Raw genomic sequence first — 24,245 nt, forward strand, 5'->3', positions numbered from 1 at the left:
GTCCTATAGGACGTCAACGCTCGGACGTTGCGGGGTGATAGAGGGGGTAGGGGCAGGGGCGGGGGTCAGGTGGTTGCGGGATCCGGGTTGGGGTCCGGGCTTTCGGGGGTGTCGGTGGACATCCGAGGCCGCCGACGTTCTTGCCGTCGACGTTGAACGCGGCGTACTCCCACCCGTCGCCGGACATGTCGTCGAACGTGTACCCGAACACCGTGCCGTAGAACGCCCGCGCCGCGGCGAGGTCGTTGCTGATGCCCTCGCTCCAGATCATCGCGCCGGGCTCGTTGACCAGGTTCGCGCCGGTCTGCACGCCGGACTGCCACAGGCCGACGACGGCGCCCGTCGGGTCGGCGAGCAGCGCCATCGCGGCGAACTCCAGCACTCCCATGGGTTCCATCAGCACCGTCCCGCCGGCCGCGACCGCGGCCTTGACGGTCGCCGTGGCGTCGTCCACGGCGAGATACGTCGTCCACATCGCGGGCGGGCTGGTGCCCTCCTGCGGCTCGCCGATGCCGGCGACCCGCTGCCCGTGCTTGAGCGCCGTGGTGTAGAAACCCGTCTCGGGCGCGCCGACCTCGTACTCCCAGCCGAACAGGGAACCGTAGAACCGCTGCGCCGCGACCCGGTCGGGAACGATGAGGTCGCACCACGCGGGGGTTCCCGGGGGCCAGGATTCCTCGTGGATCATGGCTGCTCCTTCGCGATCGGGCGGCTGTTCGGGGTTTCGGCGGGTACGTGGGTCGCGGCCCACGCGAACACCGTGTCCAGGTAGCGCTGCCGGGCGACCGGGCCGGACAGCACCAGGTCGTGGATGCCGCCGGGGATCTGCTCGATCGTGACGTCGGCGCCGAGGCCCGGGGAGCGGGCCACGATCTGCTCGACGCCGAGCACGCTGTCGGTCGTCCCGAGGTCCTCGTGCCACCGGTCGTACGGCCCGCTCGCCGTCGAGGTGCACACCAGGACCGGGCAGTCGATCTCGAGCCCCTGGGCGATGCGCGCGTGGCCGCGGCGGATGGTCCGGAACCATCCGGCCCGCACGGGGAAACCCTCGTGCGGCTTCCAGGTCAGGTCGAAGTCCCACTCGCCGCCGGTATCGCGGTGGATGCTCTGCCCGTAGTCCTGACCCACCGCGCCGATCACGAGCCGCGGGGTGAGGCGCCCGACGACGTCGACCACGTGGGTCAGCGCCACCCGCTCGCGCCAGGGCCGGTTGAGGTCGAACCACGGGCTGTTCAGCACCAGCGCGTCGATCAGCCCGGTGCCGCGCCGAGCGTGCGCCCACAGGCTCGTGAGCAGTCCGCCCGCGGAGTGGCCGAGCACGACGAGCACGTCGTGGCCGTCCTGCGCGCGGATGATCCGCGCCGCCGCGTCCAGCTCCTCGCGGTATACGTGCAGGTCCGTGACGTAGTTGGGGGTCTGGCCGGCGCGGATCGAGCGGCCGTACTTGCGCAGGTCGAGGGCGTAGAAGTCGTAGCCCTGAGCGGCCCACGCGTCCCCGAGGTGGGTCTGGAAGAAGTAGTCGATGAAGCCGTGGACGTACAGGACCGCGCGCCGGGTCGGCTGCTCGGGTCCGGCGCGGCGCACGAGCGTGGCGACCGGCTCACCCTCGTCGTCGGGCCGCAGGTGGATCGTGCGGGCGGTCCACCCCGCGCCGAGGAGGTCCGGGACGGCGTCGTCCACGGCGGGGGGAGCCACGAGGTGGGTCATACGGCGATGCTGCCACTGCGGGCGTCGGCGTGGGCGAAATCCGGCGGTGGAGCTGCACCGGCCGGCGCGGCGCGTGGTGCGCCGCAGCCGGGCGGCAGCTCAGGCCGTTGTTGCGACGTCGAGCTGGTCGCCGACCTCGTGGGCCAGCTTGCGCAGCACCGGCCCGTACTCGCGGTGGGCCAGCGCGAAGGCGAACTGGGCGACGAGGTAGTCCGCCGGGTTGCCGGTGTCGTACCAGCGACCCTCGATGACCTGCCCGTAGACCGCATGGCTCGACGCATAGGCGTTGATGGCGTCGGTCAGGTACACCTCGCCGGTGCGGTGCTCGTGCCAGCGCCGGGTCTGCTCGCGCAGCTCGTCGATGATGCCCGGGGTGACGACGTAGCCGCCGATCGCCGCGAACGCGGATGGCGCGTCCTGGGGCTTGGGCTTCTCGATGAGGCCGGAGATGCGCAGCAGTCCGGCGTCCAGGTCCTCCTTGACCACGGGCACGCCGTAGCGCTGGGAATCGACCGGATCCATGGGCAGCAGGGCCAGCACCGGGGAGTTGGTCGCCTCGTAGGCGCGGATCAGCTGCTGGGCCCGCGGCACCTCGGCGACGAACACGTCATCCGGCCACAGGACGAGCATCGGCTCGTCGCCGAGGTGCCGGGCGGCGTTGAGCACCGGGGTGCCGTTGCCGTACGGGCCGTGCTGGTCGAGGTAGGTGATGTGGCCGGCCCTGGAGAGCTCGGCGACCTCCTGCACCGCGTCGGCATAGGCATCCTTGCCGTCGGCGCGCAGCTGGTCGACCAGGGCCGGGTTGGGCCGGAAGTGCTCCTGGATCAGGCCCTTGCCGCCGGAGACGACGATGGTGATGTCCGTGATGCCGGAGGCCACCAGCTCGCGGACGGTGTGCTCGATCACCGGTTTGTCGCCGACCGGCAGCATCTCCTTGGGGATCGCCTTGGTGAGCGGCAGCAGGCGCGAGCCGAGCCCGGCGGCCGGGATCACGGCCCTGCGGATCGTCGTGGCCATGATCAGGAGGCCTTGACCGCGACGACCGGGCAGCTCGCGTCCAGCATGATCTGCTGGATGCTGCCGCCGAGCAGCAGCTTGCCGACCGGGCTCCGCCGGCGCATCCCGATCACGATCATCGACGCGTCGAGCTCCTTGGCGAGGTCCACGATCACCCCCGCGGGCTGCTCGCGGGTGGCGAGCTGGCGGACCTCGTGCTCGACGCCGGCCGCGGTCAGCATGCGACGGGCCGCCGCCAGGTCGTCCTCGAGCGCCGACTCCGTGTCGTGGTGGGTGGCCGAGCCGATGTGCACCACGAGGAGGGAGTCCTCGTGCGCGCGCGCCTCGAGGACGGCGTGCCGCAGCGCGGCCTGACCCTCCGGCTTGGTCGTGAACCCGACGATGATCGGCATGCGCTCGCTCCTGTCTGTTCCGGCGGGCGTCGAGCGGTGACGACACCAGTCCTTTCGTGCCGATCCTGCCAGGCCGCGGGACCGGATGGCGCCGCCGGCGGATCGCACGCCGCCATTACCGAGCGCCGGCCGCTGCCGGGGGTCAGACTCGAAGGCGAACCGCGAGACCGGAGGACCCATGGACGGCAAGCTCACCGCCAGGACCCAGGAGGCGCTGGGGGACGCGATCGCGCAGGCCACGGCGGCCGGCAACCCGGCGCTCGAACCGGTGCACCTGCTGAGCGCACTGCTCGCCCAGGAGGGCGGCATCGCGGGCGGCCTGCTCGAGGCGGTCGGCGTCGACCGCGGCGCGCTGGGCCGGCGGGTACGGGCGGCACTCGTTGCGCTGCCGGCCGCGAGCGGCTCAGCGGTCGCTCGGCCGACGCCGTCCCGCGCGACGTCGGCCGTGCTCGACGTCGCCCGCACCGAGGCGCAGGCGCTGGGCGATGAGTACATCTCGACCGAGCACCTGCTGCTGGGGATCGCGGCCGGGCAGTCGCCCGCGGGTGAGGCGCTCCGGGCCGTGGGCGCAACGAGGGACGCGCTGTTCGCGGCGCTGCCTGCCGTGCGCGGCTCGAAACGGGTGACGAGCCCCAACCCGGAGGGCACCTACAAGGCCCTGGAGCAGTACGGCGTGGACCTGACGCAGTCCGCGCGGGACGGCAAGCTCGATCCGGTGATCGGCCGGGACAACGAGATCCGTCGCGTGGTCCAGGTGCTCTCGCGGCGCACCAAGAACAACCCGGTGCTGATCGGGGAGCCGGGCGTCGGCAAGACCGCCGTCGTCGAGGGGCTCGCGCAGCGGATGGTCGCCGGGGACGTGCCGGACTCGCTGATCGGCAAGCGGCTGATCGCGCTCGACCTGGCGGCGATGGTCGCCGGCGCGAAGTACCGGGGCGAGTTCGAGGAACGGCTCAAGGCGGTGCTCGAGGAGATCAAGGGCTCCGAGGGCCAGGTCGTCACGTTCATCGACGAGCTGCACACCGTCGTCGGCGCAGGTGCGGCTGAGGGGTCGATGGACGCGGGCAACATGCTCAAGCCCATGCTCGCGCGCGGCGAGCTGCGCCTGGTCGGGGCGACCACGCTCGACGAGTACCGCCAGCGGATCGAGAAGGACCCGGCCCTGGAGCGCCGGTTCCAGCAGATCTTCGTGGGCGAACCTAGCGTCGAGGACACGATCGCGATCCTGCGCGGGCTCAAGGAGCGGTACGAGGCGCACCACAAGGTCACGATCTCGGACGCCGCGCTGGTCGCCGCCGCGACGTTGTCCAACCGGTACATCGCCGGCCGGCAGCTGCCCGACAAGGCGATCGACCTGGTCGACGAGGCCGCCTCGAGGCTGCGGATGGAGCTGGACTCCTCGCCGATCGAGATCGACGTGCTGCGCCGCGCGGTCGACCGGCTGCTGATGGAGGAGCTCGCACTCGAGCGCGCCGACGACCAGGCCTCGGTCGTGCGGCTCGCCAAGATCCGCGCCGACCTGGCCGACCGCAAGGAGGAGCTCGCCGCCCTCACCGCGCGCTGGGAGTCGGAGAAGGCCGGGCACAACCGGGTCGGGGACCTCAAGGCGCGCCTGGACGAGCTGCGGAGCTCGGCCGAGAAGTTCGCGCGTGAGGGCGACCTCGCCGCTGCGAGCCGGCTGTACTACGGCGAGATCCCCGCGGTGGAGAAGGAGATCGCCGCCGCCGAGCAGCGCGAGCAGAACGCGACGCTCACGGACGCCGTCGGGCCCGCGCCGGCGCCGATGATCGCCGACAAGGTGGGCGCGAACGAGGTCGCCGACGTCGTCTCGGCGTGGACCGGCATCCCGGCCGGGCGGCTGCTGGAGGGCGAGAGCGGCAAGCTGCTGCGCATGGAGGACGTCATCGGCTCGCGCCTGATCGGCCAGCACCAGGCCGTCGCGGCCGTCTCGGACGCCGTCCGCCGGGCGCGCTCGGGGGTGTCCGACCCGGACCGACCCACCGGCTCGTTCCTGTTCCTCGGACCGACCGGCGTGGGCAAGACCGAGCTCGCCAAGGCGCTCGCGGACTTCCTGTTCGACGACGAGCGCGCCGTCGTGCGCATCGACATGTCGGAGTACTCCCAGGAGCACACCGTCGCGAGGCTCGTCGGGGCGCCGCCCGGGTACATCGGGTACGAGGAGGGCGGCCAGCTCACCGAGGCCGTGCGGCGCCGGCCGTACTCCGTCGTGCTGCTCGACGAGATCGAGAAGGCGCACCCCGGCGTCTTCGACATCCTGCTCCAGGTGCTCGACGACGGCCGGCTCACCGACGGCCAGGGCCGCACCGTCGACTTCCGCAACGTGATCCTGGTGATGACCTCGAACCTGGGCTCGCAGTTCCTCGTGGACCCGATGCTCGACGACGCCTCGAAGCGCGAGGCCGTGCTCAGCGCGGTTCGCATGGCGTTCAAGCCCGAGTTCCTCAACCGGCTCGACGACGTCGTGCTGTTCGACGCGCTCTCGCTGGACGAGCTGGGGCAGATCGTGGATCTGCAGGTCGCGCAGCTGGCGGCGCGGCTCGCCGAACGACGGTTGACGCTCGAGGTGACCCCGGCCGCGGCCGAGTGGCTGGCGATCGAGGGGTTCGATCCGGCGTACGGGGCGCGGCCGTTGCGGCGGCTGGTGCAGCGGGAGATCGGGGACCGGTTGGCGAAGATGCTGCTGGCGGGCGACGTCAAGGACGGGCAGACGATCGTGGTCGACCGGCCGGAGGACGAAGCGGCGGCGGGGCTGGTGCTCTCGGCGCGGTGAGGATGCGCCTTCATCCGTCCGGCGGGTCAAGTATCGCCGACAGGATGCCGACACATTGCTGGTGACGACAAGACGCGGAGCCTGGGCGGCAGCATCGGTGTGGGTGCTGCTCATCGCGCTCGCCGGGTGTGCCTCGACCGGGCTCGGGCACGTTCGGCCGGCCGATCGGAGCACCCATCACGCGGTGTCCGCACACCGCGCGTCGGCAGCAGCGGCTTACCTGGCGGCGATCGACGCTGCCGAACCGGCATGGAACGCGGTCGACAAATCCATCGTCGACCGCAAGTTGACGCTGTGCCGGTGTGACCTGCTCGCGCAGGCCAAGGCCGACGCTCCGTTCGTGGCGGATCTGGAGCAGATCGACTTTCCCCCCGAATCAGCCCCGCAGGCCAAGGCCTTCATCGACGCGGTGGTCGCCTACGACACCTTCCTGATGGCGGGCTACTCCGACCCCGACATGTGGGTGAAGAACCAGGTCGAGGACGACCGCCTCAACGCTGTCCGCTCACGGGATGCGTCGCGGCTGCGTGACGCCCTGGGTCTGCCGCAGGCGATCGGCACCCACCACCGTCCCTGAACGGTCCTGCGGCTGCGCTCCGAGTCGCGTCGTACCGGGCGCCGAGGTTGTCCGAGCCGGCGCTCACCGAAGCAACGCCGCGGTCGCCGTGAGCTCGATGAGTGCGCCGGGGACGCCGAGGCCGGCGACGATCGCGGCGGTCACCAGCGGCGGGTCGCGCTCGAGGTCGAGGTCCGCGGCGGCGGCCCCGTACGCCGCCGCCACGTCGGCGCCGTCGACGATGAGGATCGACCAGCTGACGACGTCGGCCATCGTGGCGCCGACCAGCGTGCCGGTGGCGTCGACCGCGTTCTGGCCGCCGACGCCCGGCCGCGAGCCAGGAATGGGAAGAATGCGAGCGTTTGTCGCGCCAAATCTTCCGAAACGTGGGCTTCGGTTCGACGCGGACCACCCCTCAGGGAGCGGGGCGCTGGGTCGGGGGTACGAGGCGGGTTGGCTCGCCGCCCCAGAGCTCGACGACGCTGCCGGACCGGGTGTCGTCGCGGACGAGGTCGAGGACGGCGTCGACGACGTCCTGGGGCGGGATCAGGGGCGCGATGGCCGCGCGCTCGGCAGCGGACATCGCCGCGACCCGCTCGTGAGCGCGGTCCAGGCCGATCCAGTCCGGGACGACGCACGCGGCTCGGACGCCGTGGGTGGCGGGGAGATCCGCGAGGCAGGCAGTCAGCCGGATCAGGCAGGCTTTGGCCGCGCCGTACTCCGGTGAGCCATAGGCGGCGTGTCCGACGCCACCGCTGGAGGCGATGTTGACCACGACCCCACCGCCGGCGCGCTGCATCGGCTCGAGACAGAGCTGTGTCAGCAGCATCGGTGCGCGCAGGTTGAGGTCCAGGACCGCGTTCCACTCGGCGACCGGTGAGAGCGGGAACTGGTGATCTCCGGTGCCCCAGCCGCCTGCGTTGTTCACGAGGATCTGGGGACCGCCGAGCGAGGTCGCCGTGGCCACGAGGGCCTCGACCTGGTCGTCGTCGCGCAGGTCGACCTGGACGGACCAGGCCCGCGTGCCCTCGGCGCGGACGAGAGCCGCCACATCGCGGGCTGCGCCGGCATCGAGGTCGGCGATCAGGACGTGCGCTCCGGCACGAGCGAATCCGATCGCCAGCTCACGGCCGAGGCCAGCGCCCGCGCCGGTGATGAGGGCGATCTTCTCGGTGATCTCCATCTCCTGTGCCCCCGGTCAGCAGTGGCCGGTGAGAAGCAGCAACGAGGGGCCCTCGTCGGACTCCCAGATCCCGGCGTTCCACTCCACGGGACCTTTGGGCTTCGGCTCCTGCGACGTCACCGCCGTGCGCACGGTCTGCCAGACGGCCAGTGCATCGGGTCCGTCGTGCCAGTCCAGCTGGCCGCCTGCGAAGTAGAAGAGGACAACCGGGACGCCCCGAGCGACGAGGTCATCGCACGTGCGCCGCTTCGTCTTCGTCGACCGGCGCACGAATCGGGTGCCGTCCGGGCCGGTCAGGTGGCCCTCGCTGGCGGCTGTCCACTGTGCGTCTGCCAGGTCTGCCTTCACGGAGTTCATTCTGTCGGAGGCGAGGTCCCGCCCGTCGGTGGAATTGCGCGTGGCGGCCTCGCCTATCGGAGCTGAGCGGACACGACCCGCTCGCTCGACTCGCGCACGAGTTCGACTGCTTGGCGTCGCACCGGCTAGTCCTCGATGGTGGGGAGGTAGTCCGCGGTCTCCGCATCCACGCTGGCGTACCCCTGCAATCCCGCACCGGTCAGGGACTCGGGCTCGTCCACGAGCAACCGGGTCACGCGGGCACCGGTCTCGAGCAGGGCGTTCGGGCCGTGAAGACCACCGCGGTCGGAGTGCAGTCATAGACCGTCCCCTGGTGCCACACGGTGCCCCAGCGCTCGTACAGCGCCTCGGACGCCTCGTTCCGCTCGACGAGGCGACGAAGCAGTGATGGAGTTCCCACCGCGCTGCCGTAGGCATCGTGGAGTCTTGGCCAGTCGATGGCATCAAGCCCGAGCAGAGAGTCGGTCACCCAAGGAAGTGTGTCGGGTCCTACGCCTCTACGCCGCCGATTCGTTTCGGGGATGGCCGAGCCGGCGAACGGATGCGCATCCCTCGCCTATCAGGTCGAGAAGCCCGACGTGCCGATCAGCACCGCGAAGAACCCGAGGTAGGCGACCACGATCAGCAGGCCGCCGACGGTCACGGCGCCGCCGACGGCGATGCCGGCGATCGCCATCCCGCGGCCCTGTGTGCCATCCCGCTGGATCTGACGCAGCGCGAGGATCCCGAGGATGACGGCGACCGGCGCGGTGATCCCCACCATGAACGAGGTGACGCCGCAGATCAGCGACGCGATCGCGAGACCGTTCGTCGGTACGACCGGAGCGCCGTAGGAGCCGGGCCCGTAGTTGTAGGCGGGCCCGTACTGCGGGTATCCCGGAGCGACGGCGGGCGGCGGCGCGGGGTACTCCGCGGCCGGGTACTGCGCCGCCGGGTACTGCGGAGCGCCGTACGGCTGCGCCGGGTACCCGGCCGGGGTGTCCTGTGGCGCGCCGTACGGGTCGAACGGCGCCTGGGCCTGCGGTGCAGCCGGCGCGTCGCGGTCGTCGGGCCGGGAGGGTTCGGAGGGTTCGGCGGGCCAGGGGGGCTGGGTGCTCATGGGGATCAGTCCGTCAGGTCGAGGATCACGGGGACGTGGTCCGAGGGGGCCTTGCCCTTGCGTTCGTTGCGCTCGATCGTCACGGCCGTCGTGCGGGCCGCGAGGGCCGGGGTCGCGTAGGCGAAGTCGATCCGCATGCCCTCGTTCCGGGGGAAACGCAGCTGCTGGTAGTCCCAGTACGTGTACTTCCGGTCCTCCGGGACGTGCACGCGGGTGACCTCGGTGTACCCGATCTCCTCGAACGCGGCGAAGGCGGCACGTTCGGGCGGGGTGATGTGGGTCTGCTCGGCGAAGAACGCCAGATCCCACACGTCGGTGTCCCGCGGGGCGACGTTCCAGTCGCCCGCGAGGGCGATCTGCGCGGCCGGGTCGGCCGCCAGCCAGCCCTCGGCCTGTTCCTTGAGCCGCGCGAGCCACTCGAGCTTGTACGCGTAGTGCGGGTCGCCGACGGCGCGGCCGTGCGGGACGTACAGGCTCCACACGCGCACCCCGCCGCAGGTCGCGCCGATCGCGCGGGCCTCGACGACCGGGTCCTTGCCCGGGGCGGCGAACAACGGCTGCCCGACGAACCCCGTCTCGACGTCGGCCAGGCCGACGCGCGAGATGATCGCGACGCCGTTCCACTGGCTGTGCCCGAAGGTCGCGACCTCGTAGCCCGCGGCCTCGAAGGCCTCGCGCGGGAACTGCTCGTCCTTGCACTTCGTCTCCTGGAGCGCGAGCACGTCGGTGCCCGTCCGCTCGAGGAAGGCGAGGGCGCGATCCGCCCGGGAGCGGATCGAGTTGATGTTCCACGTGGCCAGCCGCATGCGCACAGGCTAACGGTCACCGAACACCGGCGAACCCGTGGGCGCGAGCACACGCCCGGCGGCGCCGCCGTAGGCTGACTCCCATGGCTACCGTACTGATCACAGGCGCCAGCGCAGGGCTCGGGCTGGAGTTCGCCTGGCAGCTCGCGACCGCGCGTTACGACCTCGTGCTCGTGGCACGCGACACCGAGCGGCTCGAGCGCCTCGCGTCCCAGCTGCACGCGGCCGCGGGGGTGCGCGTGGAGGTCCTGCCCGCCGACCTCTCCGTGCGCGACGACGTCGAACGCGTCGCCGAGCGGCTGCGCGCGACCGAGCGGCCCATCGGCCTGCTGGTGAACAACGCCGGCTTCGCGGTGGGCAAGCGGTTCGTGGGCGGCAACCTCGCCGCCCAGGAGCGCGCGCTGGAGGTCATGGTCCGGGCCGTGCTCGTCCTCTCGCACGCCGCCGCCGGTCAGATGTCGGCGCGCGGGCGTGGGGCGATCCTCAACGTCTCCTCGGTCGCCGCCCTGCTGGCCTCGGGCCCGTACTCGGCGCACAAGGCATGGGTGCGGTCGTTCACCGAGGGCCTCGCGGTCGAGCTCAAGGACTCCGGGGTCACCGCGACGGTGCTGTGCCCGGGCTTCGTGCACACCGAGTTCCATGAGCGGGCCGACGTCAATGTCGTCGGCTACCCGGAGATCGCGTGGCTGAGCGTCGACTCCGTCGTGGCGACCGCGCTCGCGGACGTGCGCCGCGGCGTGATCATCTCCACCCCGAGCCTTCGCTACCGGGCGGTCTCCGGCGTCGTGCGCATGCTGCCGCGTCCGGCCGTTCGCGCGCTGGGCAGGTACCGCAAGGCGACCGACCACCTCGAGGACGTCGAGCCGGAGTCGTCGGACGGCGTCGCGGCGCTCTGAACGAGCACCTCACCAGCTAAGCCCGTGCCCGGCGGGGAACACCGGGTCGGGCGTGTCCGACGCGACGTCGGGCCGTGAGGCCCGGACCGCGTCCATCGACCGCGGCAGCTGGAACGGGAGCCGGCCCTCGGGCCGCACCGCGCCGCGCAGCGCGTCGGCCAGCGCCCGTCCGGACGTGCCGTACGACCCGACGATCGCGGTCGCGAGCCCGACCAGCGGCGTGAGGATCGCCGGCCGGTCCAGGGTCACGTCCAGCACCACCGGGACCCGCGCGGCGAGCTCGCGCACCCGGGCGACGACGTCGTCGTCGAACTCGAGCGAGCCGGCGTGGAACCACGCCTCGAGGAACATCTCGTCCCGGTGCTCCCACGGCGCCACCAGCCGCACGACGGCGACGTCGGCGTCCGCGACGTCGTCGACCACGGTGCCCAGCTGCGCGGCGTCGTCGGGCGAGAGGCCGATCGCAAAGACGCGCAGGCCCGCGGCGAGCGGCAGCAGCGGGCGGCCGTCGACGTCGCCGTTGGTGAGCACCGTGACCGAGCGGCTCTGCGCGCTCAGCCCCGCGGCGAGCAGGTCGGCGCGCCCGACGACGGCCGCGGCGGCGTCCTCGTCGACGTACGGGTCGTCGAACAGCCCGAGCTCGAACTTCACCCGCAGCAGCCGGCGCACCGACTCGTCCAGGCGCGCCTCGCTGACCCGGCCGTCACGCACCAGCCCGAGCAGCACGTCCGGGCACTCCTCGCCGCCGAACTGGTCGCAGCCCGCAGCGAGGATCTTCTCCATCCGGCCCGGCGCGTCCAGGTGCTCCACGCCCCACGCGCGCGCGGCGAGCACCTGGCCGCTCGCGACCAGGTTGTCGTTGACGAGCTCCCAGTCGGTCACCACGACGCCGTCGAAGCCGAGCTTCTCGCGCAGCAGCCCGGTCACGATCTGCCCGTTGTAGCCGAAGCCGACCTCCTCGATCGGCTCGCCGTCGAGCACCAGGCCGACCGGCATGCCGTAGTACGGCATCATCGCCGCGGTCCGGTGCTCGATCGCGACCCGGAACGGCGCCAGGTGCTCCTCGAAGCGTCCGCCGGGGTAGACCTGCTCGCGCCCGTAGGGGAAGTGCGCGTCCTCGCCGTCCTGCTGCGGGCCGCCGCCGGGGAAGTGCTTCGTGGTGCACGCGACCGAGCCGGGGCCGAGCGCGCCGCCCGGGCCCTGGAAGCCGTCCAGGTACGCGGCGGTGAACTCGGCCGTCAGGCGCGCGTTCTCCCCGAACGTGCCGAGCTGGCGGGCCCACCGCGGCTCGGTCGCGAGGTCCACGCACGGGTGCAGCGCGGCGCGGATCCCGACGGCGGCGTACTCCTCGCGCGCCGCCGCGGCGAACTCGCGCACCAGGTCGACGTCGCCGATCGCGGCCAGGCCGAGCGCGTCGGGCCACTGCGCGAAGTACCCGGCGGCGAACGAGGCGCCCGAGTTCTCGGCGAACGCGTGCCGCGGGTCCGTCGAGACGGTCACCGGGATGCCCAGCTCGGTGGCCTCGGCGAGTCGCTGGAGCGCGTTGTGCCAGCGCGCGGCGAGGCGCGGGGTCGGCAGGCGGTGCACGTTGAAGTGGTTGATCCGCTTGTCGCGCACGACGACCGTGGTCGGGGACTTGCTGATCGTGCCGAGCGCCTCGACCAGCGAACCGTCCTCGCCGGTCTCGATGACGGTCTGGAACATCAGGCCGGCCTTGTCCGCCAGGGTCATCCGTGCCAGCAGGTCCGCGACCCGATCGGCGACCGGCAGGCGCGGGTCCTCGTACGGGTCGAGCACGCCGTTGCCGTTCAGGTCGCGGTAGACGGTGCCGTCGGGCGCGGTGCGGGTCGTGCGGGGCGTCGTCCGGGGGCTGGTCACAAACAAGGAGGATCCCACGACCGGTCGGTAACCTGGGCGCGTGACCGGAACCGATCCTGCCCTGATGTCCCCCACCCCGCGCGAGCAGCTCCGCGACCTGATCACCGAGCTCGCCGTCGTGCGCGGCCGCGTGACGCTGTCGTCCGGCAAGGAGGCCGACTACTACGTCGACCTGCGCCGCATCACGCTGCACCACCGGGCCGCGCCGCTGGTCGGGCACGTGCTGCTCGACCTGCTCGAGGAGGTCGGGCTCGGCACGGCCGACGTCGACGCGGTCGGCGGGCTCACGCTCGGGGCCGACCCGGTCGCGACCGCGCTGCTGCACGCGGCGGCGTCGCGCGGGCAGGACCTGGACGCGTTCGTGGTCCGCAAGGAGGCCAAGGCGCACGGCATGCAGCGTCGCGTCGAGGGCCCGGACATCGCGGGCCGGCGCGTCGTCGTGCTGGAGGACACCTCCACGACCGGGGCGTCGCCGATCGCCGCGGTCACCGCGGCGCGCGAGGTGGGGGCCGACGTCGTCGGCGTCGCGGTGATCGTGGACCGCGCGACCGGGGCACGCGAGAAGATCGAGGCGCTCGGGGTGCCGTACTACTACGTGTTCAGCCTCGACGACCTGGGGCTCTAGCTCCGCTGTTGCCGAATCGGCCATTTCAGGAGGTAGTCGTGAACGTAGGACCGCTCGTGCTGCTCGTCGTCGTGATGATCGTCGTGATCGCCGGCATCTGGGCGATCACCACGTACAACGGCTTCGTCCGGCTGCGGAACCTCGTGCAGGAGGCGTGGCGCCAGATCGACGTCGAGCTCAACCGCCGGCACGACCTGATCCCGAACCTCATCGAGACGGTCAAGGGCTACGCGTCGCACGAGCGCGGCGTGTTCGAGGAGGTCACCGCGGCGCGGGCGGCCGCCGTCGGCGGCGGCGGGAGCCCGGCCGCGAAGGCCCAGGCGGAGAACGGGCTGACCCAGGCGCTCGGGCACCTGTTCGCGGTCGCGGAGAACTACCCGGCGCTGCGCGCGAGCGAGAACTTCCAGCAGCTCCAGGGCGAGCTGACGAACACCGAGGACCGCATCGCCGCCGGGCGCCGGTACTACAACGCGAACGTGCGGATCCTGAACACGAAGGTCGAGACGTTCCCGGCGAACGTCATCGCCCGCCTGTTCGCGATCCACCGCGAGGAGTATTTCGAGACCGAGGACGCCGCCGTCCGCGCGGTCCCGAACGTCAGCTTCACCACCCCCGAACCCCCCAAGGACTGACCCCTGACGACGTGTCACACGTTGCGCGGTCCCTGGGGCGCGCAACGTCTGACCCAGATTCGCGCCGAAGTTCCCTCTGTGCAGCGCTCTGTGCAGCCAACGCGCGCCAGGGGTGCACGCTCGATGCACTGAGGGATGCACTGAGACTCATCCGGGCTCGATGCCTGACCCCCGCGGCACCGCCTCCGAGCTGTCAGGCGTTGCGGGGGCGTGGCGCACGCTGGTCCGAGCTGACAACTCGGAGCGGGTTAGACGAGCTTGATCAGGTCGGCGATGGAGTCGACCACGTGGTGGGGGCGGAAGGGGAAGCGGCCGACGTCCTCGGCCCGCGTGGAGCCGGTGAGGACCAGGTACGTGGCCAGGCCCGCCTCGATGCCGGCGACGATGTCGGTGTCCATCCGGTCGCCGACCATCGCGGTGTGCTCGGAGTGCGCGTCGATCCGGTTCAGCGCGGACCGGAACATCATCGGGTTCGGCTTGCCGACGAAGTACGGGTCACGCCCGGTCGCGCGCGTGATCAGCGCCGCGACCGCGCCGGTCGCCGGCAGGTCGCCGTCCTTGCTCGGCCCGGTCGCGTCCGGGTTGGTCGCGATGAAGCGCGAACCGCCCTGGATGAGCCGGATCGCCTTGGTGATCGACTCGAAGGAGTACGTCCGCGTCTCGCCGAGCACGACGTAGTCCGGGTCGGCGTCGGTGAGCGTGTAGCCGGCCTCGTAGAGCGCCGTCGTCAGGCCCGCCTCGCCGATCGCGTACGCGCTGCCGTTCGGTACCTGGTCGTCCAGGAACTGCGCGGTGGCCAGCGCTGAGGTCCACAGCGAGGCCTCGGGGACGTCGATCCCGGTCATCGCCAGGCGCGCCCGCAGGTCCCGCGGGGTGAAGATCGAGTTGTTCGTGAGGATCAGGAACGGCGTGCCCTTGTCCCGCAGCGCGGTGACGAACTCGGGTGCGCCGGGGATCGCGTGCCCTTCGTGCACCAGCACGCCGTCCATGTCGGACAGCCAGCTGTGGATCTCGCGGGTCACGGCTGCACGACGTCGCGCTCGGCGCTCGCCTCGGGGGGCGCGGCCTTCGCCGCGCGGTGCTTGCGCCAGACCCCGATCACGACGGGCATCACCGGCACCAGGACGAGCAGCACGATCAGCGCCTCGATGTTGTCCTTGATGAAGGTGATGTTGCCCAGTGCGTAGCCGAGCATCGTCACCCCGACGCCCCACGCCGTCGCGCCGACGAGGTCGTAGCCGACGAAGTGCCGGTAGTTCATCTTGCCGACCCCGGCGGACACCGCCGAGTAGGTCCGCACGAACGGGATGAAGCGGGCGATGACGATCGTGCGGCCGCCGTACTTCTCGAAGTACTTGTTCGTCTCGTCGATGTGGCTCTGCTTGAAGATCCGCGAGTCGGGCCGGTTGAACAGCCGTGGGCCGACGCGCCGGCCGATCCAGTACGCCGTCTGGTCTCCGAGGAATGCCGCGGAGAACAGCAGCACGCACAGCAGCCACAGCGGGAAGTGGAGCGTGCCCTGGGCGACCAGTGCCCCCGCGGTGAACAGCAGCGAGTCGCCCGGGAGCAGCGGGAACAGCAGGCCGGTCTCGATGAAGATGATGATGCAGACGCCGATCAGCGCGTACGCGCCGAACGACTGGATGAGGTAGTCGGGCTGGATCCAGTTCGGCCCGAGGGCGTGAACGGGGCCGGCCATGGGCAGGGAGGCCGCGAGGGCCGTCAGATCGAGCACCCGCCTAGGGTACGTGGCGCAGTTGTGACCAGCCTGAGAGTCCGTCCCACGATGAGCGGGCGGTGCGCGGGTCGCCGGTCGGTGATTCTGGGAGCGCGGCGTGCAGGCCGCCACGGCGCTCGTTTTCGTGGTGCTCGGGTCGCGGCTGTATGAAGGGTCCGTGCTGCACACCTCCACCAAGCTCAAGATCGTCCAGGCGTGGCGTAGTGCCCGCGCCTGACGCGTCAGCGGCCGATGAGACCCTGCCCGGGAACACCCTGCCCGGGAACGTCTTGCCCGAGAACGCCCCGCCCGACAGTGCCCCGCCCGACGGCGGCGCGCCCGAGGTCGGCGTCGGGCCGTGGCCCGGCGGGCCGGACGCGTGGCCCACCGACCCCCGCTACGACCGTGACCTGCTCGCAGGCGGCGACCGGCGCAACGTCATCGACCGCTATCGGTACTGGTCGCTCGAGGCCGTCGTCGCCGACCTCGACACGCGCCGGCACCCGTTCCACGTCGCGATCGAGAACTGGGCGCACGACATGAACATCGGGTCCGTGGTGCGCACCGCCAACGCGTTCGCCGCGGCCGAGGTGCACATCGTGGGCCGGCGCCGCTGGAACCGGCGCGGCGCGATGGTCACCGACCGGTACCAGCACCTGCGGCACCACGGCGACGTCGAAGGCCTCCTGACCTGGGCGGACGACGCGGGGATCCCGGTGCTCGGCATCGACAACCTGCCCGGTTCGGTGCCGCTCGAGGGGTATCCGCTGCCGCGGGAGTGCGTCCTGCTGTTCGGGCAGGAGAGCGTCGGGCTGTCCGACGCGGCGCGCGAGGCGGCCCGCGACGTGCTGCACATCGCGCAGTTCGGGTCGACCCGATCGATCAACGCCGGAGCGGCCGCGGCCATCGCGATGCATGCCTGGATCGCCCAGCACGCCGTCGTCGGCTGACAGGTCCCGGCGAGACTCGCACCGGACGTGTCAGAATCGGGGGGAAAACCAACCATCCATTTCTGAGGAGCTCCGTCGATGGGCATCGCAACCCCCGAGGCATACAACGAAATGCTCGACCGCGCACGGGCTGGCAAGTTCGCCTACCCGGCCGTCAACGTCACGTCCTCGTCGACCCTTACCGCGGCCCTGCAGGGCTTCGCGGAGGCCGAGAGCGACGGCATCATCCAGGTTTCCGTCGGTGGCGCCGAGTACGCCTCCGGCTCGACGGTCAAGGACCGCGTCGCCGGCACCCTCGCGCTCGCGGCGTACGCGGGCGAGGTCGCCAAGAACTACCCGATCACGGTCGCGCTGCACACCGACCACTGCACTGCGGCGAACCTCGACTCCTGGGTCCGCCCGCTGCTCGCGCTCGAGACCGAGCAGGTCAAGGCCGGCAAGCTCCCCACGTTCCAGTCGCACATGTTCGACGGCTCGACCGTGCCGCTCGCGGAGAACCTCACCATCGCCGAGGAGCTGCTCGCGCTCTCGGTCGCGGCCCGCACGATCCTCGAGATCGAGATCGGCGTCGTCGGCGGCGAAGAGGACGGCCACATGGCCGAGATCAATGAGAAGCTGTACACGACCGTCGCCGATGGCCTCGCCACGGTGAAGGCCCTCGGAGCGGGCGAGAAGGGCCGCTACCTGACGGCGCTCACGTTCGGCAACGTGCACGGCGCGTACAAGCCCGGTGCGGTCAAGCTGCGCCCGGCGATCCTCGCGGAGATCCAGAAGGCCGTCGGCGACTCGCTCGGCTCGGTCAACCCGTTCGACCTCGTCTTCCACGGCGGGTCGGGCTCCACGGCCGCCGAGATCTCCGAGGCGGTCGACAACGGCGTCATCAAGATGAACATCGACACCGACACGCAGTACGCGTACACGCGTCCGGTCGTCGGCCACATGTTCAAGAACTACGACGGCGTCCTGAAGGTCGACGGCGAGGTCGGGAACAAGAAGGCGTACGACCCGCGCGCCTGGGGCAAGCTCGCCGAGGGCGGCCTCGCCGCGCGTCTCGTCGAGGCCTGCCAGCAGCTCCGCTCGGCCGGTACGAAGATCTCCTGATCTGAGCTCCTGCACAGCACCACCCCGCTAACGTCCGAGCGTTGACGTCCTATAGGACGTCAACGCTCGGACGTTGCGGGGTTTTTTGGCTGTTGGGGGCTTTTCTTTGGCTGTTGGGGGGCAGCCGGGGGCAAGCGTCAGTTGGGGGGCAGGTCGAAGTCGGGGGCCTCGTCGACGACGTCGAGCAGCTCGCCGATGCGGGTGACGTCGAGCAGGAACCGGACCGTCGGGGGTACCCGGATGAGCCGGACCGGCTCGGCGCTCCGGGTCGAGAGCCGGGCCAGGAACGCGACCCCCGACGAGTCCATGAACGTCACGTGCTGGGTGTCGACCTCGATCGGCAGCCCGGCACTCTCGGCGTCGGCGGCGGCCTGGTGCAGGTCGGCGGCGAGATCGGCGTCGATCTCCCCGGCGAGCACGATCCGGGTACGCACCGCACCGACGATCACGTGCACGGACCCGGGGTCGGTCAACGGCACAGCAGCGCCGAGCAAGCGCCCCGGCTTCGCTGCCGGCACCCCGATCGGGGCGGCCTCGTCGTCGGCCGGGTGGTCTGTGTCTGCCACGATGTTCCCCCTTGGCGCCGGGCGATCGGCGTCCGCACGCTCTCGCACGCTAATTGATTCACCCCGCCGTTGTCCGTAAAACGCCCAGATCGATGCGCGGGCGTGACTCCGCGCCGTCGGGCGGGCGGACGGGCGGGCGGATCTGGATGGCGGAGCGGTCGGCAGCCCGGTGCGCCACACTTGCCCGATGAGCGACAACACGAACCCGTCCAGATCGCTGCTCAACGGACCCGACCCGGTCCTGCTCCCCGTCGGCCACGCCGACACGCGGGCTCGCCTCGCGCTCGCGAACGGTACTGCCGTGCGCGACGCCGTCCGGCTCGAGCCGTCGTCGTCGTACCTCTGGGCCCTGCTCGCGGAGGAGGCGCTCACCTTGCCCTACGGTGCGTCCGACCCGGTCGCGGCCTACGCCTACGCGCGGACCGGGTACCACCGCGGGCTCGACGCGCTGCGCGGTGCGGGCTGGCGCGGCCAGGGCCCGATCCCGGTCGACCACGAGCCGAACCAGGGGTTCCTGCGCGCGCTGCTCGCGCTGTCCCAGGCCGCCGCGGCGATCGGCGAGACGCCCGAGGCGAAGCGCTGCGCCGGGTTCCTGGTCGACTCCGGAACGACGTCCGAGGCGGTCGAGGCGCTCCGGGTCCGGTAGCCGGGCCCGCACGCTCGGGTAGCCTTTCGCGGGGTGCCCGGGCCACTGCCGCCCGCGCCCGGCTGCTGCGGTTCCAACCGTGAGCCAGTCCTCGAGGCAGGCGAGAGTGGGAATCAGATGCCAGCCGTCGTAGTCATCGGTGCCCAGTGGGGCGACGAAGGCAAGGGCAAGGCGACCGATCAGCTCGGGTCGCGCGCGGACTACGTCGTGAAGTTCAACGGCGGGAACAACGCGGGACACACGGTGGTGATCGGGACGGAGAAGTACGCGCTGCACCTGCTGCCGTCCGGAATCCTCTCCCCCGGAGTGACGCCGGTGATCGGCAACGGTGTCGTGATCGACATCGAGGTCCTGTTCCAGGAGATCGACGCGCTGATCGCGCGCGGCGTGGACGTCAGCCGCCTGCTGGTCTCGAGCGACGCGCACCTGATCGCGCCGTACAACCGCACGCTCGACAAGGTCACCGAGCGCTTCCTCGGCAGCCGCAAGATCGGCACGACCGGCCGCGGCATCGGGCCGACCTACGCGGACAAGATCAGCCGCGTCGGGATCCGCGTGCAGGACCTGTTCGACGAGAACATCCTGCGGCAGAAGGTCGCCGGCGCCCTCGACCAGAAGAACCAGCTGCTGGTCAAGGTCTTCAACCGCCGCGCCATCACGGTCGACGAGACCGTCGAGAACCTGCTCATGTTCGCCGAGCGGCTGCGACCCATGGTCACGGACACCTCGCTGGTGATCAACCGGGCGCTCGACGACGGCAAGATCGTCGTCTTCGAGGCCGGTCAGGCCACCATGCTCGACGTCGACCACGGCACCTACCCGTTCGTCACGTCCTCCAACGCGACCGCGGGCGGGGCGTGCACCGGCTCCGGGGTCGGGCCGACGCGCATCGACCGCGTCGTCGGCGTCGTCAAGGCGTACGCGACCCGGGTCGGCGAGGGCCCGTTCCCGACCGAGCTGCTCGACGACATGGGCGAGTTCCTGCGGGTGACCGGCGGCGAGTACGGCGTGACCACCGGGCGCTCGCGTCGCTGCGGCTGGTACGACGCCGTCGTCGCGCGCTACGCGGGTCGGGTCAACGGGCTCACCGACTTCGTGCTCACCAAGCTCGACGTGCTGACCGGCCTGCCCACGATCCCGGTCTGCGTCGCGTACGACGTTGACGGGGTGCGGCACGACGAGATGCCGGCCGACCAGAGCGACTTCCACCATGCGACGCCGATCTACGAAGAGTTCGACGGCTGGACCGAGGACATCACCGGCGCCCGCGTGTTCGAGGACCTGCCGCTGAACGCGCAGAACTACGTCCTCGCGCTCGAGAAGATGAGCGGCACCCGGATGTCGTCGATCGGCGTCGGCCCCGACCGCGAGGCCACCATCGTCCGCCACGACCTCCTGGACTGACCCGCCCCCTCGACGTGTCAGCCCCAGCGCGGGCCCTACCGCGCGCTGGGGCTGACAGGTCTGAGGTGCGTGCACGTGTCGGTCCCAGCGCGGTGTAGAGAGCGCGCCGGGGCTGACACGTTCGGGGGCAGGTGGTGGGCCGGATCGCTCGATGACCGACGCCAGTTCGCCGTTTGAAGGGGCTGGGGGTATCGCTGGGTGCAGCCAAAGTGCACCAAGGGGTCCACGTTCGATACACCCAGCGATACACCCAGCGATACCCCCAGGCACGTCGGCCACCCGATCGGCGTCGACCGGGCTGCGAGACAACGATCGTCCGTCGCGACCCTCCTCGGCTGACCCTGGCCCCGCCCGTCCTCCCTTGTTCTGCGAACTAACCCCGGTTCTGCGAACTCCCGGAGTTCGCAGAACGCGCGTTAGTTTGCAGAACCGGGTGTGGGGTCGTCGCGGGGGGGACCGGGTCAGGTGGTGGCGTGCTGTTCCAGGAAGGCGTAGACCTCGCGGTCGTCGACGCCGGGGAAGTTGCCCTGGGGCAGCGGGGCGAGGGTCTGGCTGTGCAGGCGCGCGCTCGGCCAGGACTGGTCGGCCCAGCGTTCGGCGAGCTCGGTCGGGGGACGGCGGCAGCAGGTGTCGTCCGGGCAGCGCGACTGGGTGCGCCGGGTCGTCTCGCGGCCGCGGAACCACTTGCTGTGCGCGTACGGCACGCCGACCGTGATGGAGAACTGCCCGGACGACGTCGAGCCGGTCTGGGTCGTGCACCAGTAGGTGCCGTTCGGGGTGTCGGTGTACTGGTGGAACTCCGTCGTGCGGTCGCGCCGCGTGAACGCCATCCGCGCCGCCCACTGCCGGCACACCAGCTGGCCCTCGATCGCGCCGGTCGGGTCCGTGCGGAAGCCGACGCCGTCGTTCTCGTACCCGCGGTACAGCGCGCCGTCGTCGCCCACGCGCAGGAAGTGCAGCGGGATGCCGAGGTGCGCGGTCGCGAGGTTCGTGAACCGGTGCGCGGCCGCCTCGTGCGTGACGCCGAACGCGTCGCGGAAGTCCTCGATCGCGAGGTCCTTCTCCTTCTTCGCGTTGGTGAGGTACTCGAGCGCCGCGCTGCGCGGCATCAGCGCCGAGGCCGCGAAGTAGTTGATCTCGACCCGCTGGCGCAGGAAGTCGGAGTAGCTCGCGGGCTGCTCGTGGCCCAGCACGCGGTGCGCGATGGCCTGCAGCGCGAGCGAGCGCAGGCCGTGCCCGCCGGGGATCGAGGCCGGCGGCAGGTAGATGCGCCCGTTCGCGAGGTCGGTGACGGTCCGGGTCGAGTGCGGCAGGTCGCGCACGTGGTAGATCGTGAAACCCAGCTGCTCGGCCATCCTGGCGACGGTGCGGTGCGTGACCGCGCCGATGGTGTATCCGGCGGCGCGGACCATCTCCTCGCCGAGCTCCTCGATCGAGGGCAGGTTGTTGTCCCGGGCCCGCATCCACAGCCGCAGCTCGGTGTTCGCGCGGCGGGCCTCCTCGGGCGTCGCGATCGACTCGTTGGCGCGTCGCGCCAGCTCGGAGTGCAGGCCGACCAGGGACTCGAGGGCCTCCATCGGCAGCTTGCGGCCCGGGCGGACCGGCGGGAGCCCGAGCGCCGCGTACAGCGAGCCGCGCTGGGCCCGGTCCAGCGCGATCTCCAGGGCGGCTCGCCGGGACGGCGGCTCCGCGGCCAGCAGGTCCGCGAGCGGCACGTCGAGCGCGGCCGCGATCGAGCGCAGCAGGGACAGTCGCGGCTCGCGGTGCCCGTTCTCGATCAGCGAGAGCTGGCTCGGTGCGGTCCCGACGGCGGCCGAGAGCCGGTCGAGCGTGAACGACCGCTCGGTGCGGAAGTGCCGGATGCGGCGCCCGAGGGTGATCAGGTCGGGTGCTCCGGTGGGGTCGCCGTCCGGGGCGGCGGAGTCGCCGTCGGGCGCGGTACTGGACAAAAGGCCCGGGACGGGCGGACGGGAGCGAGACGCGGGGGCCATCCCTTCACGCTAGATGAAGATCGGCAAATCTTCTCGCCTGTCCGCGTTGAAAGCTCCGAAACCTGAGAGGACGCTTGAGCGCGACAACAAAGATTGCACCCGCTCGAGAGGTCGCTCGCATGACGCTCCTGGACAATTCCCTGGCGAACGCTCGCCGCACCCGCCTGCTGCCGACGGGGGTTCCCGGCGGGTCCGCGCCGACGTCGCACCGGGTGCTGCGTGCCTGGGTCGAGAAGGTGGCTGCGCTGACGCAGCCCGCGCGCATCGAGTGGTGCGATGGTTCCGCGGAGGAGTGGACGCGGCTGACCGACCTGCTCGTCGAGCGCGGCACCTTCCTGCGGCTCGACCCCGAGAAGCGTCCGGACAGCTTCCTGGCGCGCTCCGCGCCGTCCGACGTCGCCCGCGTCGAGGACCGGACGTTCATCTGCTCCGAGCGGCCCGAGGACGCGGGCCCCACGAACAACTGGCGCGAGCCGGCCGCGATGCGCGTCGAGCTCGACGGCGTCTTCGCCGGCTCGATGCGCGGCCGCACCATGTATGTCGTCCCGTTCTCGATGGGCCCCCTCGGCGGCCCGATCTCCCAGCTCGGCGTGCAGCTGACCGACTCCGCGTACGTCGCGGTGAGCATGCGGACCATGACCCGGATGGGCGCCGCCGCGCTGGAGCTGCTCGGCACCGACGGCGAGTTCGTCCCCGCGGTGCACTCGATCGGCGCCCCGCTCGTCGACGCCGCCGGCGTCGTGCAGGCCGAGGGCGGGCCCGGGGACTCGGCCTGGCCGTGCAGCGACACCAAGTACATCGCGCAGTTCCCCGAGACCCGCGAGATCTGGTCCTTCGGATCCGGCTACGGCGGCAACGCGCTGCTCGGCAAGAAGTGCTTCGCGCTGCGGATCGCCTCGGTGATGGCGCGCGACGGCGGCTGGCTCGCCGAGCACATGCTCATCCTTAAGGTCACCAACGACGCCGGTCGCGCGTTCCACATCGCCGCCGCGTTCCCGTCGGCCTGCGGCAAGACGAACCTCGCGATGCTCAACCCGACCATCCCGGGCTGGAAGGTCGAGACCATCGGCGACGACATCGCGTGGATGCGCCCGGGCCCGGACGGCCGGCTGCGCGCGATCAACCCCGAGGCCGGCTTCTTCGGCGTCGCCCCCGGCACCGGCCAGACGACGAACCCGAACGCCGTCGCGACGTTCGGCGAGCACACCATCTTCACCAACGTCGCCCTCACCGACGACGGCGACGTGTGGTGGGAGGGCCTGACCGACGACGTACCCGCGCACCTCGTCGACTGGCGCGGCAACGACTGGACGCCGGAGTCCAGCACCCCCGCCGCGCACCCCAACTCGCGCTTCACGGTCGCGGCCAGCCAGTGCCCGATCATCGCGCCGGAGTGGGAGGCGCCCGAGGGCGTCCCGATCGACGCGATCCTGTTCGGCGGGCGCCGCGCGACCAACGTGCCGCTGGTCGCACAGTCCCTCGACTGGGCGCACGGGGTGTTCATGGGCGCCACGATCTCCTCCGAGCAGACGGCCGCCGCGGAGGGCACGGTCGGCGCGCTGCGCCGCGACCCGTTCGCGATGCTGCCGTTCTGCGGCTACAACATGGCCGACTACTGGGGCCACTGGCTCGAGATGGGCGAGTCGCTCGGCGAGGTCGGCCGGCCGCTGATCTTCCAGGTCAACTGGTTCCGCAAGGGCGCCGACGGCAAGTTCCTGTGGCCCGGGTTCGGCGAGAACTCGCGCGTCCTGGACTGGATCCTGCGCCGGGTCGAGGGCACCGCGGACGCCACGTCCTCGCCGGTCGGGCACCTGCCTGCCGACGACGCGCTGGTGCTGGGGAACCTGAAGCTGACCGCCGACGACCTCGCGGCCCTGTTCCACGTGGACCCGCAGTCCTGGCTCGCGGAGTGCGACCTCACCGAGGAGTAC

The 24,245-nt window shown here is 71.5% G+C and carries 25 protein-coding genes; 10 read left to right on the plus strand and 15 right to left on the minus strand.

The window, feature by feature from the left end:
- Window positions 1–13: 13 nt before the first annotated feature.
- From VIM26_RS21960 to VIM26_RS21975, 4 genes are all read right to left on the minus strand, one after another.
- Window positions 14–688, minus strand: a complete 675-nt coding sequence (locus VIM26_RS21960; protein WP_331955249.1) for a VOC family protein — start codon at window positions 686–688, stop codon at window positions 14–16.
- On the minus strand, window positions 685–1,707 hold the full coding sequence (locus VIM26_RS21965) for an alpha/beta hydrolase (RefSeq protein WP_331955251.1): 1,023 nt from the start codon (window positions 1,705–1,707) through the stop codon (window positions 685–687). The genes VIM26_RS21960 and VIM26_RS21965 overlap by 4 nt, the downstream gene beginning before the upstream one ends.
- Before the next feature lie 99 nt (window positions 1,708–1,806).
- Window positions 1,807–2,724: a UTP--glucose-1-phosphate uridylyltransferase gene (locus tag VIM26_RS21970; RefSeq protein ID WP_331955253.1), complete on the minus strand. Its 918-nt coding sequence runs from the start codon at window positions 2,722–2,724 to the stop codon at window positions 1,807–1,809.
- A 2-nt stretch (window positions 2,725–2,726) separates the two neighbouring features.
- Window positions 2,727–3,116, minus strand: a complete 390-nt coding sequence (locus VIM26_RS21975; protein ID WP_331955255.1) for a universal stress protein — start codon at window positions 3,114–3,116, stop codon at window positions 2,727–2,729.
- A 178-nt stretch (window positions 3,117–3,294) separates the two neighbouring features.
- On the opposite strand from VIM26_RS21975, the gene clpB reads away from it, so the two are divergent.
- Window positions 3,295–5,907: an ATP-dependent chaperone ClpB gene (gene clpB / locus VIM26_RS21980; protein WP_331955257.1), complete on the plus strand. Its 2,613-nt coding sequence runs from the start codon at window positions 3,295–3,297 to the stop codon at window positions 5,905–5,907.
- Between the two features lie 103 nt (window positions 5,908–6,010).
- Window positions 6,011–6,484 (plus strand): hypothetical protein, encoded by a 474-nt coding sequence (locus tag VIM26_RS21985; RefSeq protein WP_331955258.1) that lies wholly within the window; start codon window positions 6,011–6,013, stop codon window positions 6,482–6,484.
- A gap of 63 nt (window positions 6,485–6,547) precedes the next feature.
- On the opposite strand, the gene VIM26_RS21990 is transcribed toward VIM26_RS21985, so the two are convergent.
- The 6 genes from VIM26_RS21990 to VIM26_RS22015 all read right to left on the minus strand — a co-directional run bounded on the left by VIM26_RS21990 (window position 6,548) and on the right by VIM26_RS22015 (window position 9,908).
- A complete protein-coding gene (locus VIM26_RS21990; protein WP_331955260.1) occupies window positions 6,548–6,736 on the minus strand; it encodes a hypothetical protein in 189 nt (62 codons plus the stop codon).
- Window positions 6,737–6,878: 142 nt separating this feature from the next.
- Window positions 6,879–7,646, minus strand: a complete 768-nt coding sequence (locus VIM26_RS21995) for an SDR family oxidoreductase (RefSeq protein WP_331955262.1) — start codon at window positions 7,644–7,646, stop codon at window positions 6,879–6,881.
- Window positions 7,647–7,661: 15 nt separating this feature from the next.
- Window positions 7,662–7,994, minus strand: a complete 333-nt coding sequence (locus VIM26_RS22000) for a hypothetical protein (protein ID WP_331955264.1) — start codon at window positions 7,992–7,994, stop codon at window positions 7,662–7,664.
- A 241-nt stretch (window positions 7,995–8,235) separates the two neighbouring features.
- Window positions 8,236–8,472 (minus strand): hypothetical protein, encoded by a 237-nt coding sequence (locus tag VIM26_RS22005; protein WP_331955266.1) that lies wholly within the window; start codon window positions 8,470–8,472, stop codon window positions 8,236–8,238.
- Window positions 8,473–8,562: 90 nt separating this feature from the next.
- Window positions 8,563–9,102 (minus strand): DUF4190 domain-containing protein, encoded by a 540-nt coding sequence (locus VIM26_RS22010; protein ID WP_331955268.1) that lies wholly within the window; start codon window positions 9,100–9,102, stop codon window positions 8,563–8,565.
- Window positions 9,103–9,107: 5 nt separating this feature from the next.
- Window positions 9,108–9,908 carry an exodeoxyribonuclease III gene (locus tag VIM26_RS22015; RefSeq protein WP_331955270.1) on the minus strand — a complete coding sequence of 267 codons (801 nt, stop codon included), beginning with the start codon at window positions 9,906–9,908 and terminating at the stop codon, window positions 9,108–9,110.
- A gap of 83 nt (window positions 9,909–9,991) precedes the next feature.
- On the opposite strand from VIM26_RS22015, the gene VIM26_RS22020 reads away from it, so the two are divergent.
- Window positions 9,992–10,804, plus strand: coding sequence for an SDR family NAD(P)-dependent oxidoreductase (locus VIM26_RS22020; RefSeq protein WP_331955272.1), 813 nt, complete (start codon window positions 9,992–9,994; stop codon window positions 10,802–10,804).
- A 9-nt stretch (window positions 10,805–10,813) separates the two neighbouring features.
- Here the strand turns inward: VIM26_RS22020 and VIM26_RS22025 are convergent, their stop codons facing one another.
- The gene (locus VIM26_RS22025) at window positions 10,814–12,682 is read right to left on the minus strand and encodes a glycoside hydrolase family 3 protein (RefSeq protein ID WP_331955274.1); all 1,869 of its coding nucleotides are present in this window, start codon (window positions 12,680–12,682) and stop codon (window positions 10,814–10,816) included.
- Between the two features lie 64 nt (window positions 12,683–12,746).
- Here VIM26_RS22025 and pyrE point away from each other — a divergent pair, with 64 nt between their 5' ends.
- Together pyrE and VIM26_RS22035 are read left to right on the plus strand one after the other, a co-directional pair.
- Entirely contained in the window at window positions 12,747–13,307 is a 561-nt protein-coding gene (gene pyrE, locus VIM26_RS22030; protein WP_331955294.1) for an orotate phosphoribosyltransferase, read from the plus strand.
- Window positions 13,308–13,345: 38 nt separating this feature from the next.
- Window positions 13,346–13,939 (plus strand): LemA family protein, encoded by a 594-nt coding sequence (locus VIM26_RS22035; RefSeq protein ID WP_331955276.1) that lies wholly within the window; start codon window positions 13,346–13,348, stop codon window positions 13,937–13,939.
- 248 nt (window positions 13,940–14,187) lie between these two features.
- On the opposite strand, the gene VIM26_RS22040 is transcribed toward VIM26_RS22035, so the two are convergent.
- On the minus strand, window positions 14,188–14,961 hold the full coding sequence (locus VIM26_RS22040) for an HAD-IIA family hydrolase (RefSeq protein WP_331955278.1): 774 nt from the start codon (window positions 14,959–14,961) through the stop codon (window positions 14,188–14,190).
- Window positions 14,958–15,674 carry a DedA family protein gene (locus tag VIM26_RS22045; RefSeq protein WP_331955280.1) on the minus strand — a complete coding sequence of 239 codons (717 nt, stop codon included), beginning with the start codon at window positions 15,672–15,674 and terminating at the stop codon, window positions 14,958–14,960. Before VIM26_RS22045 ends, VIM26_RS22040 begins: the two co-directional genes overlap by 4 nt.
- A gap of 206 nt (window positions 15,675–15,880) precedes the next feature.
- Between VIM26_RS22045 and VIM26_RS22050 the strand changes: the two genes are divergently transcribed.
- A complete protein-coding gene (locus tag VIM26_RS22050; RefSeq protein ID WP_414696544.1) occupies window positions 15,881–16,606 on the plus strand; it encodes a TrmH family RNA methyltransferase in 726 nt (241 codons plus the stop codon).
- Window positions 16,607–16,684: 78 nt separating this feature from the next.
- The gene (fbaA, locus tag VIM26_RS22055; protein ID WP_331955282.1) at window positions 16,685–17,707 is read left to right on the plus strand and encodes a class II fructose-bisphosphate aldolase; all 1,023 of its coding nucleotides are present in this window, start codon (window positions 16,685–16,687) and stop codon (window positions 17,705–17,707) included.
- A gap of 137 nt (window positions 17,708–17,844) precedes the next feature.
- Here fbaA and VIM26_RS22060 read toward each other — a convergent pair whose 3' ends face one another.
- Entirely contained in the window at window positions 17,845–18,273 is a 429-nt protein-coding gene (locus tag VIM26_RS22060; protein WP_331955284.1) for an STAS domain-containing protein, read from the minus strand.
- A 187-nt stretch (window positions 18,274–18,460) separates the two neighbouring features.
- On the opposite strand from VIM26_RS22060, the gene VIM26_RS22065 reads away from it, so the two are divergent.
- Both VIM26_RS22065 and VIM26_RS22070 read left to right on the plus strand, forming a co-directional pair.
- A complete protein-coding gene (locus tag VIM26_RS22065; RefSeq protein WP_331955286.1) occupies window positions 18,461–18,919 on the plus strand; it encodes a DUF3151 domain-containing protein in 459 nt (152 codons plus the stop codon).
- Window positions 18,920–19,036: 117 nt separating this feature from the next.
- Complete coding sequence (locus VIM26_RS22070; RefSeq protein WP_331955288.1) at window positions 19,037–20,323, plus strand: adenylosuccinate synthase; 1,287 nt, start codon at window positions 19,037–19,039, stop codon at window positions 20,321–20,323.
- 461 nt (window positions 20,324–20,784) lie between these two features.
- Here the strand turns inward: VIM26_RS22070 and VIM26_RS22075 are convergent, their stop codons facing one another.
- Entirely contained in the window at window positions 20,785–22,314 is a 1,530-nt protein-coding gene (locus VIM26_RS22075; protein WP_331955290.1) for a helix-turn-helix domain-containing protein, read from the minus strand.
- A gap of 119 nt (window positions 22,315–22,433) precedes the next feature.
- Between VIM26_RS22075 and VIM26_RS22080 the strand changes: the two genes are divergently transcribed.
- Window positions 22,434–24,245, plus strand: a 1,812-nt coding sequence (locus VIM26_RS22080; protein ID WP_331955292.1) for a phosphoenolpyruvate carboxykinase (GTP), incomplete at its 3' end; no start/stop codon positions are given.

Origin of the sequence: Pengzhenrongella sp., from assembly GCF_036565025.1 — a bacterium.
Lineage (GTDB): Bacteria > Actinomycetota > Actinomycetes > Actinomycetales > Cellulomonadaceae > Pengzhenrongella.

Bases quoted from the DNA above. Each gene is read 5' to 3' on its own strand.
- VIM26_RS21960 (WP_331955249.1), bottom strand. From the start codon at position 688: ATGATCCACGAGGAATCCTGGCCCCCGGGAACCCCCGCGTGGTGCGAC.
- VIM26_RS22075 (WP_331955290.1), bottom strand. From the start codon at position 22,314: ATGGCCCCCGCGTCTCGCTCCCGTCCGCCCGTCCCGGGCCTTTTGTCC.
- VIM26_RS22070 (WP_331955288.1), top strand. From the start codon at position 19,037: ATGCCAGCCGTCGTAGTCATCGGTGCCCAGTGGGGCGACGAAGGCAAG.
- VIM26_RS21965 (WP_331955251.1), bottom strand. From the start codon at position 1,707: ATGACCCACCTCGTGGCTCCCCCCGCCGTGGACGACGCCGTCCCGGAC.
- VIM26_RS22015 (WP_331955270.1), bottom strand. From the start codon at position 9,908: ATGCGGCTGGCCACGTGGAACATCAACTCGATCCGCTCCCGGGCGGAT.
- VIM26_RS21970 (WP_331955253.1), bottom strand. From the start codon at position 2,724: ATGGCCACGACGATCCGCAGGGCCGTGATCCCGGCCGCCGGGCTCGGC.
- VIM26_RS21995 (WP_331955262.1), bottom strand. From the start codon at position 7,646: ATGGAGATCACCGAGAAGATCGCCCTCATCACCGGCGCGGGCGCTGGC.
- pyrE (WP_331955294.1), top strand. From the start codon at position 12,747: ATGTCCCCCACCCCGCGCGAGCAGCTCCGCGACCTGATCACCGAGCTC.
- VIM26_RS21975 (WP_331955255.1), bottom strand. From the start codon at position 3,116: ATGCCGATCATCGTCGGGTTCACGACCAAGCCGGAGGGTCAGGCCGCG.
- clpB (WP_331955257.1), top strand. From the start codon at position 3,295: ATGGACGGCAAGCTCACCGCCAGGACCCAGGAGGCGCTGGGGGACGCG.
- VIM26_RS22065 (WP_331955286.1), top strand. From the start codon at position 18,461: ATGAGCGACAACACGAACCCGTCCAGATCGCTGCTCAACGGACCCGAC.
- fbaA (WP_331955282.1), top strand. From the start codon at position 16,685: ATGGGCATCGCAACCCCCGAGGCATACAACGAAATGCTCGACCGCGCA.
- VIM26_RS22010 (WP_331955268.1), bottom strand. From the start codon at position 9,102: ATGAGCACCCAGCCCCCCTGGCCCGCCGAACCCTCCGAACCCTCCCGG.
- VIM26_RS21990 (WP_331955260.1), bottom strand. From the start codon at position 6,736: ATGGCCGACGTCGTCAGCTGGTCGATCCTCATCGTCGACGGCGCCGAC.
- VIM26_RS22020 (WP_331955272.1), top strand. From the start codon at position 9,992: ATGGCTACCGTACTGATCACAGGCGCCAGCGCAGGGCTCGGGCTGGAG.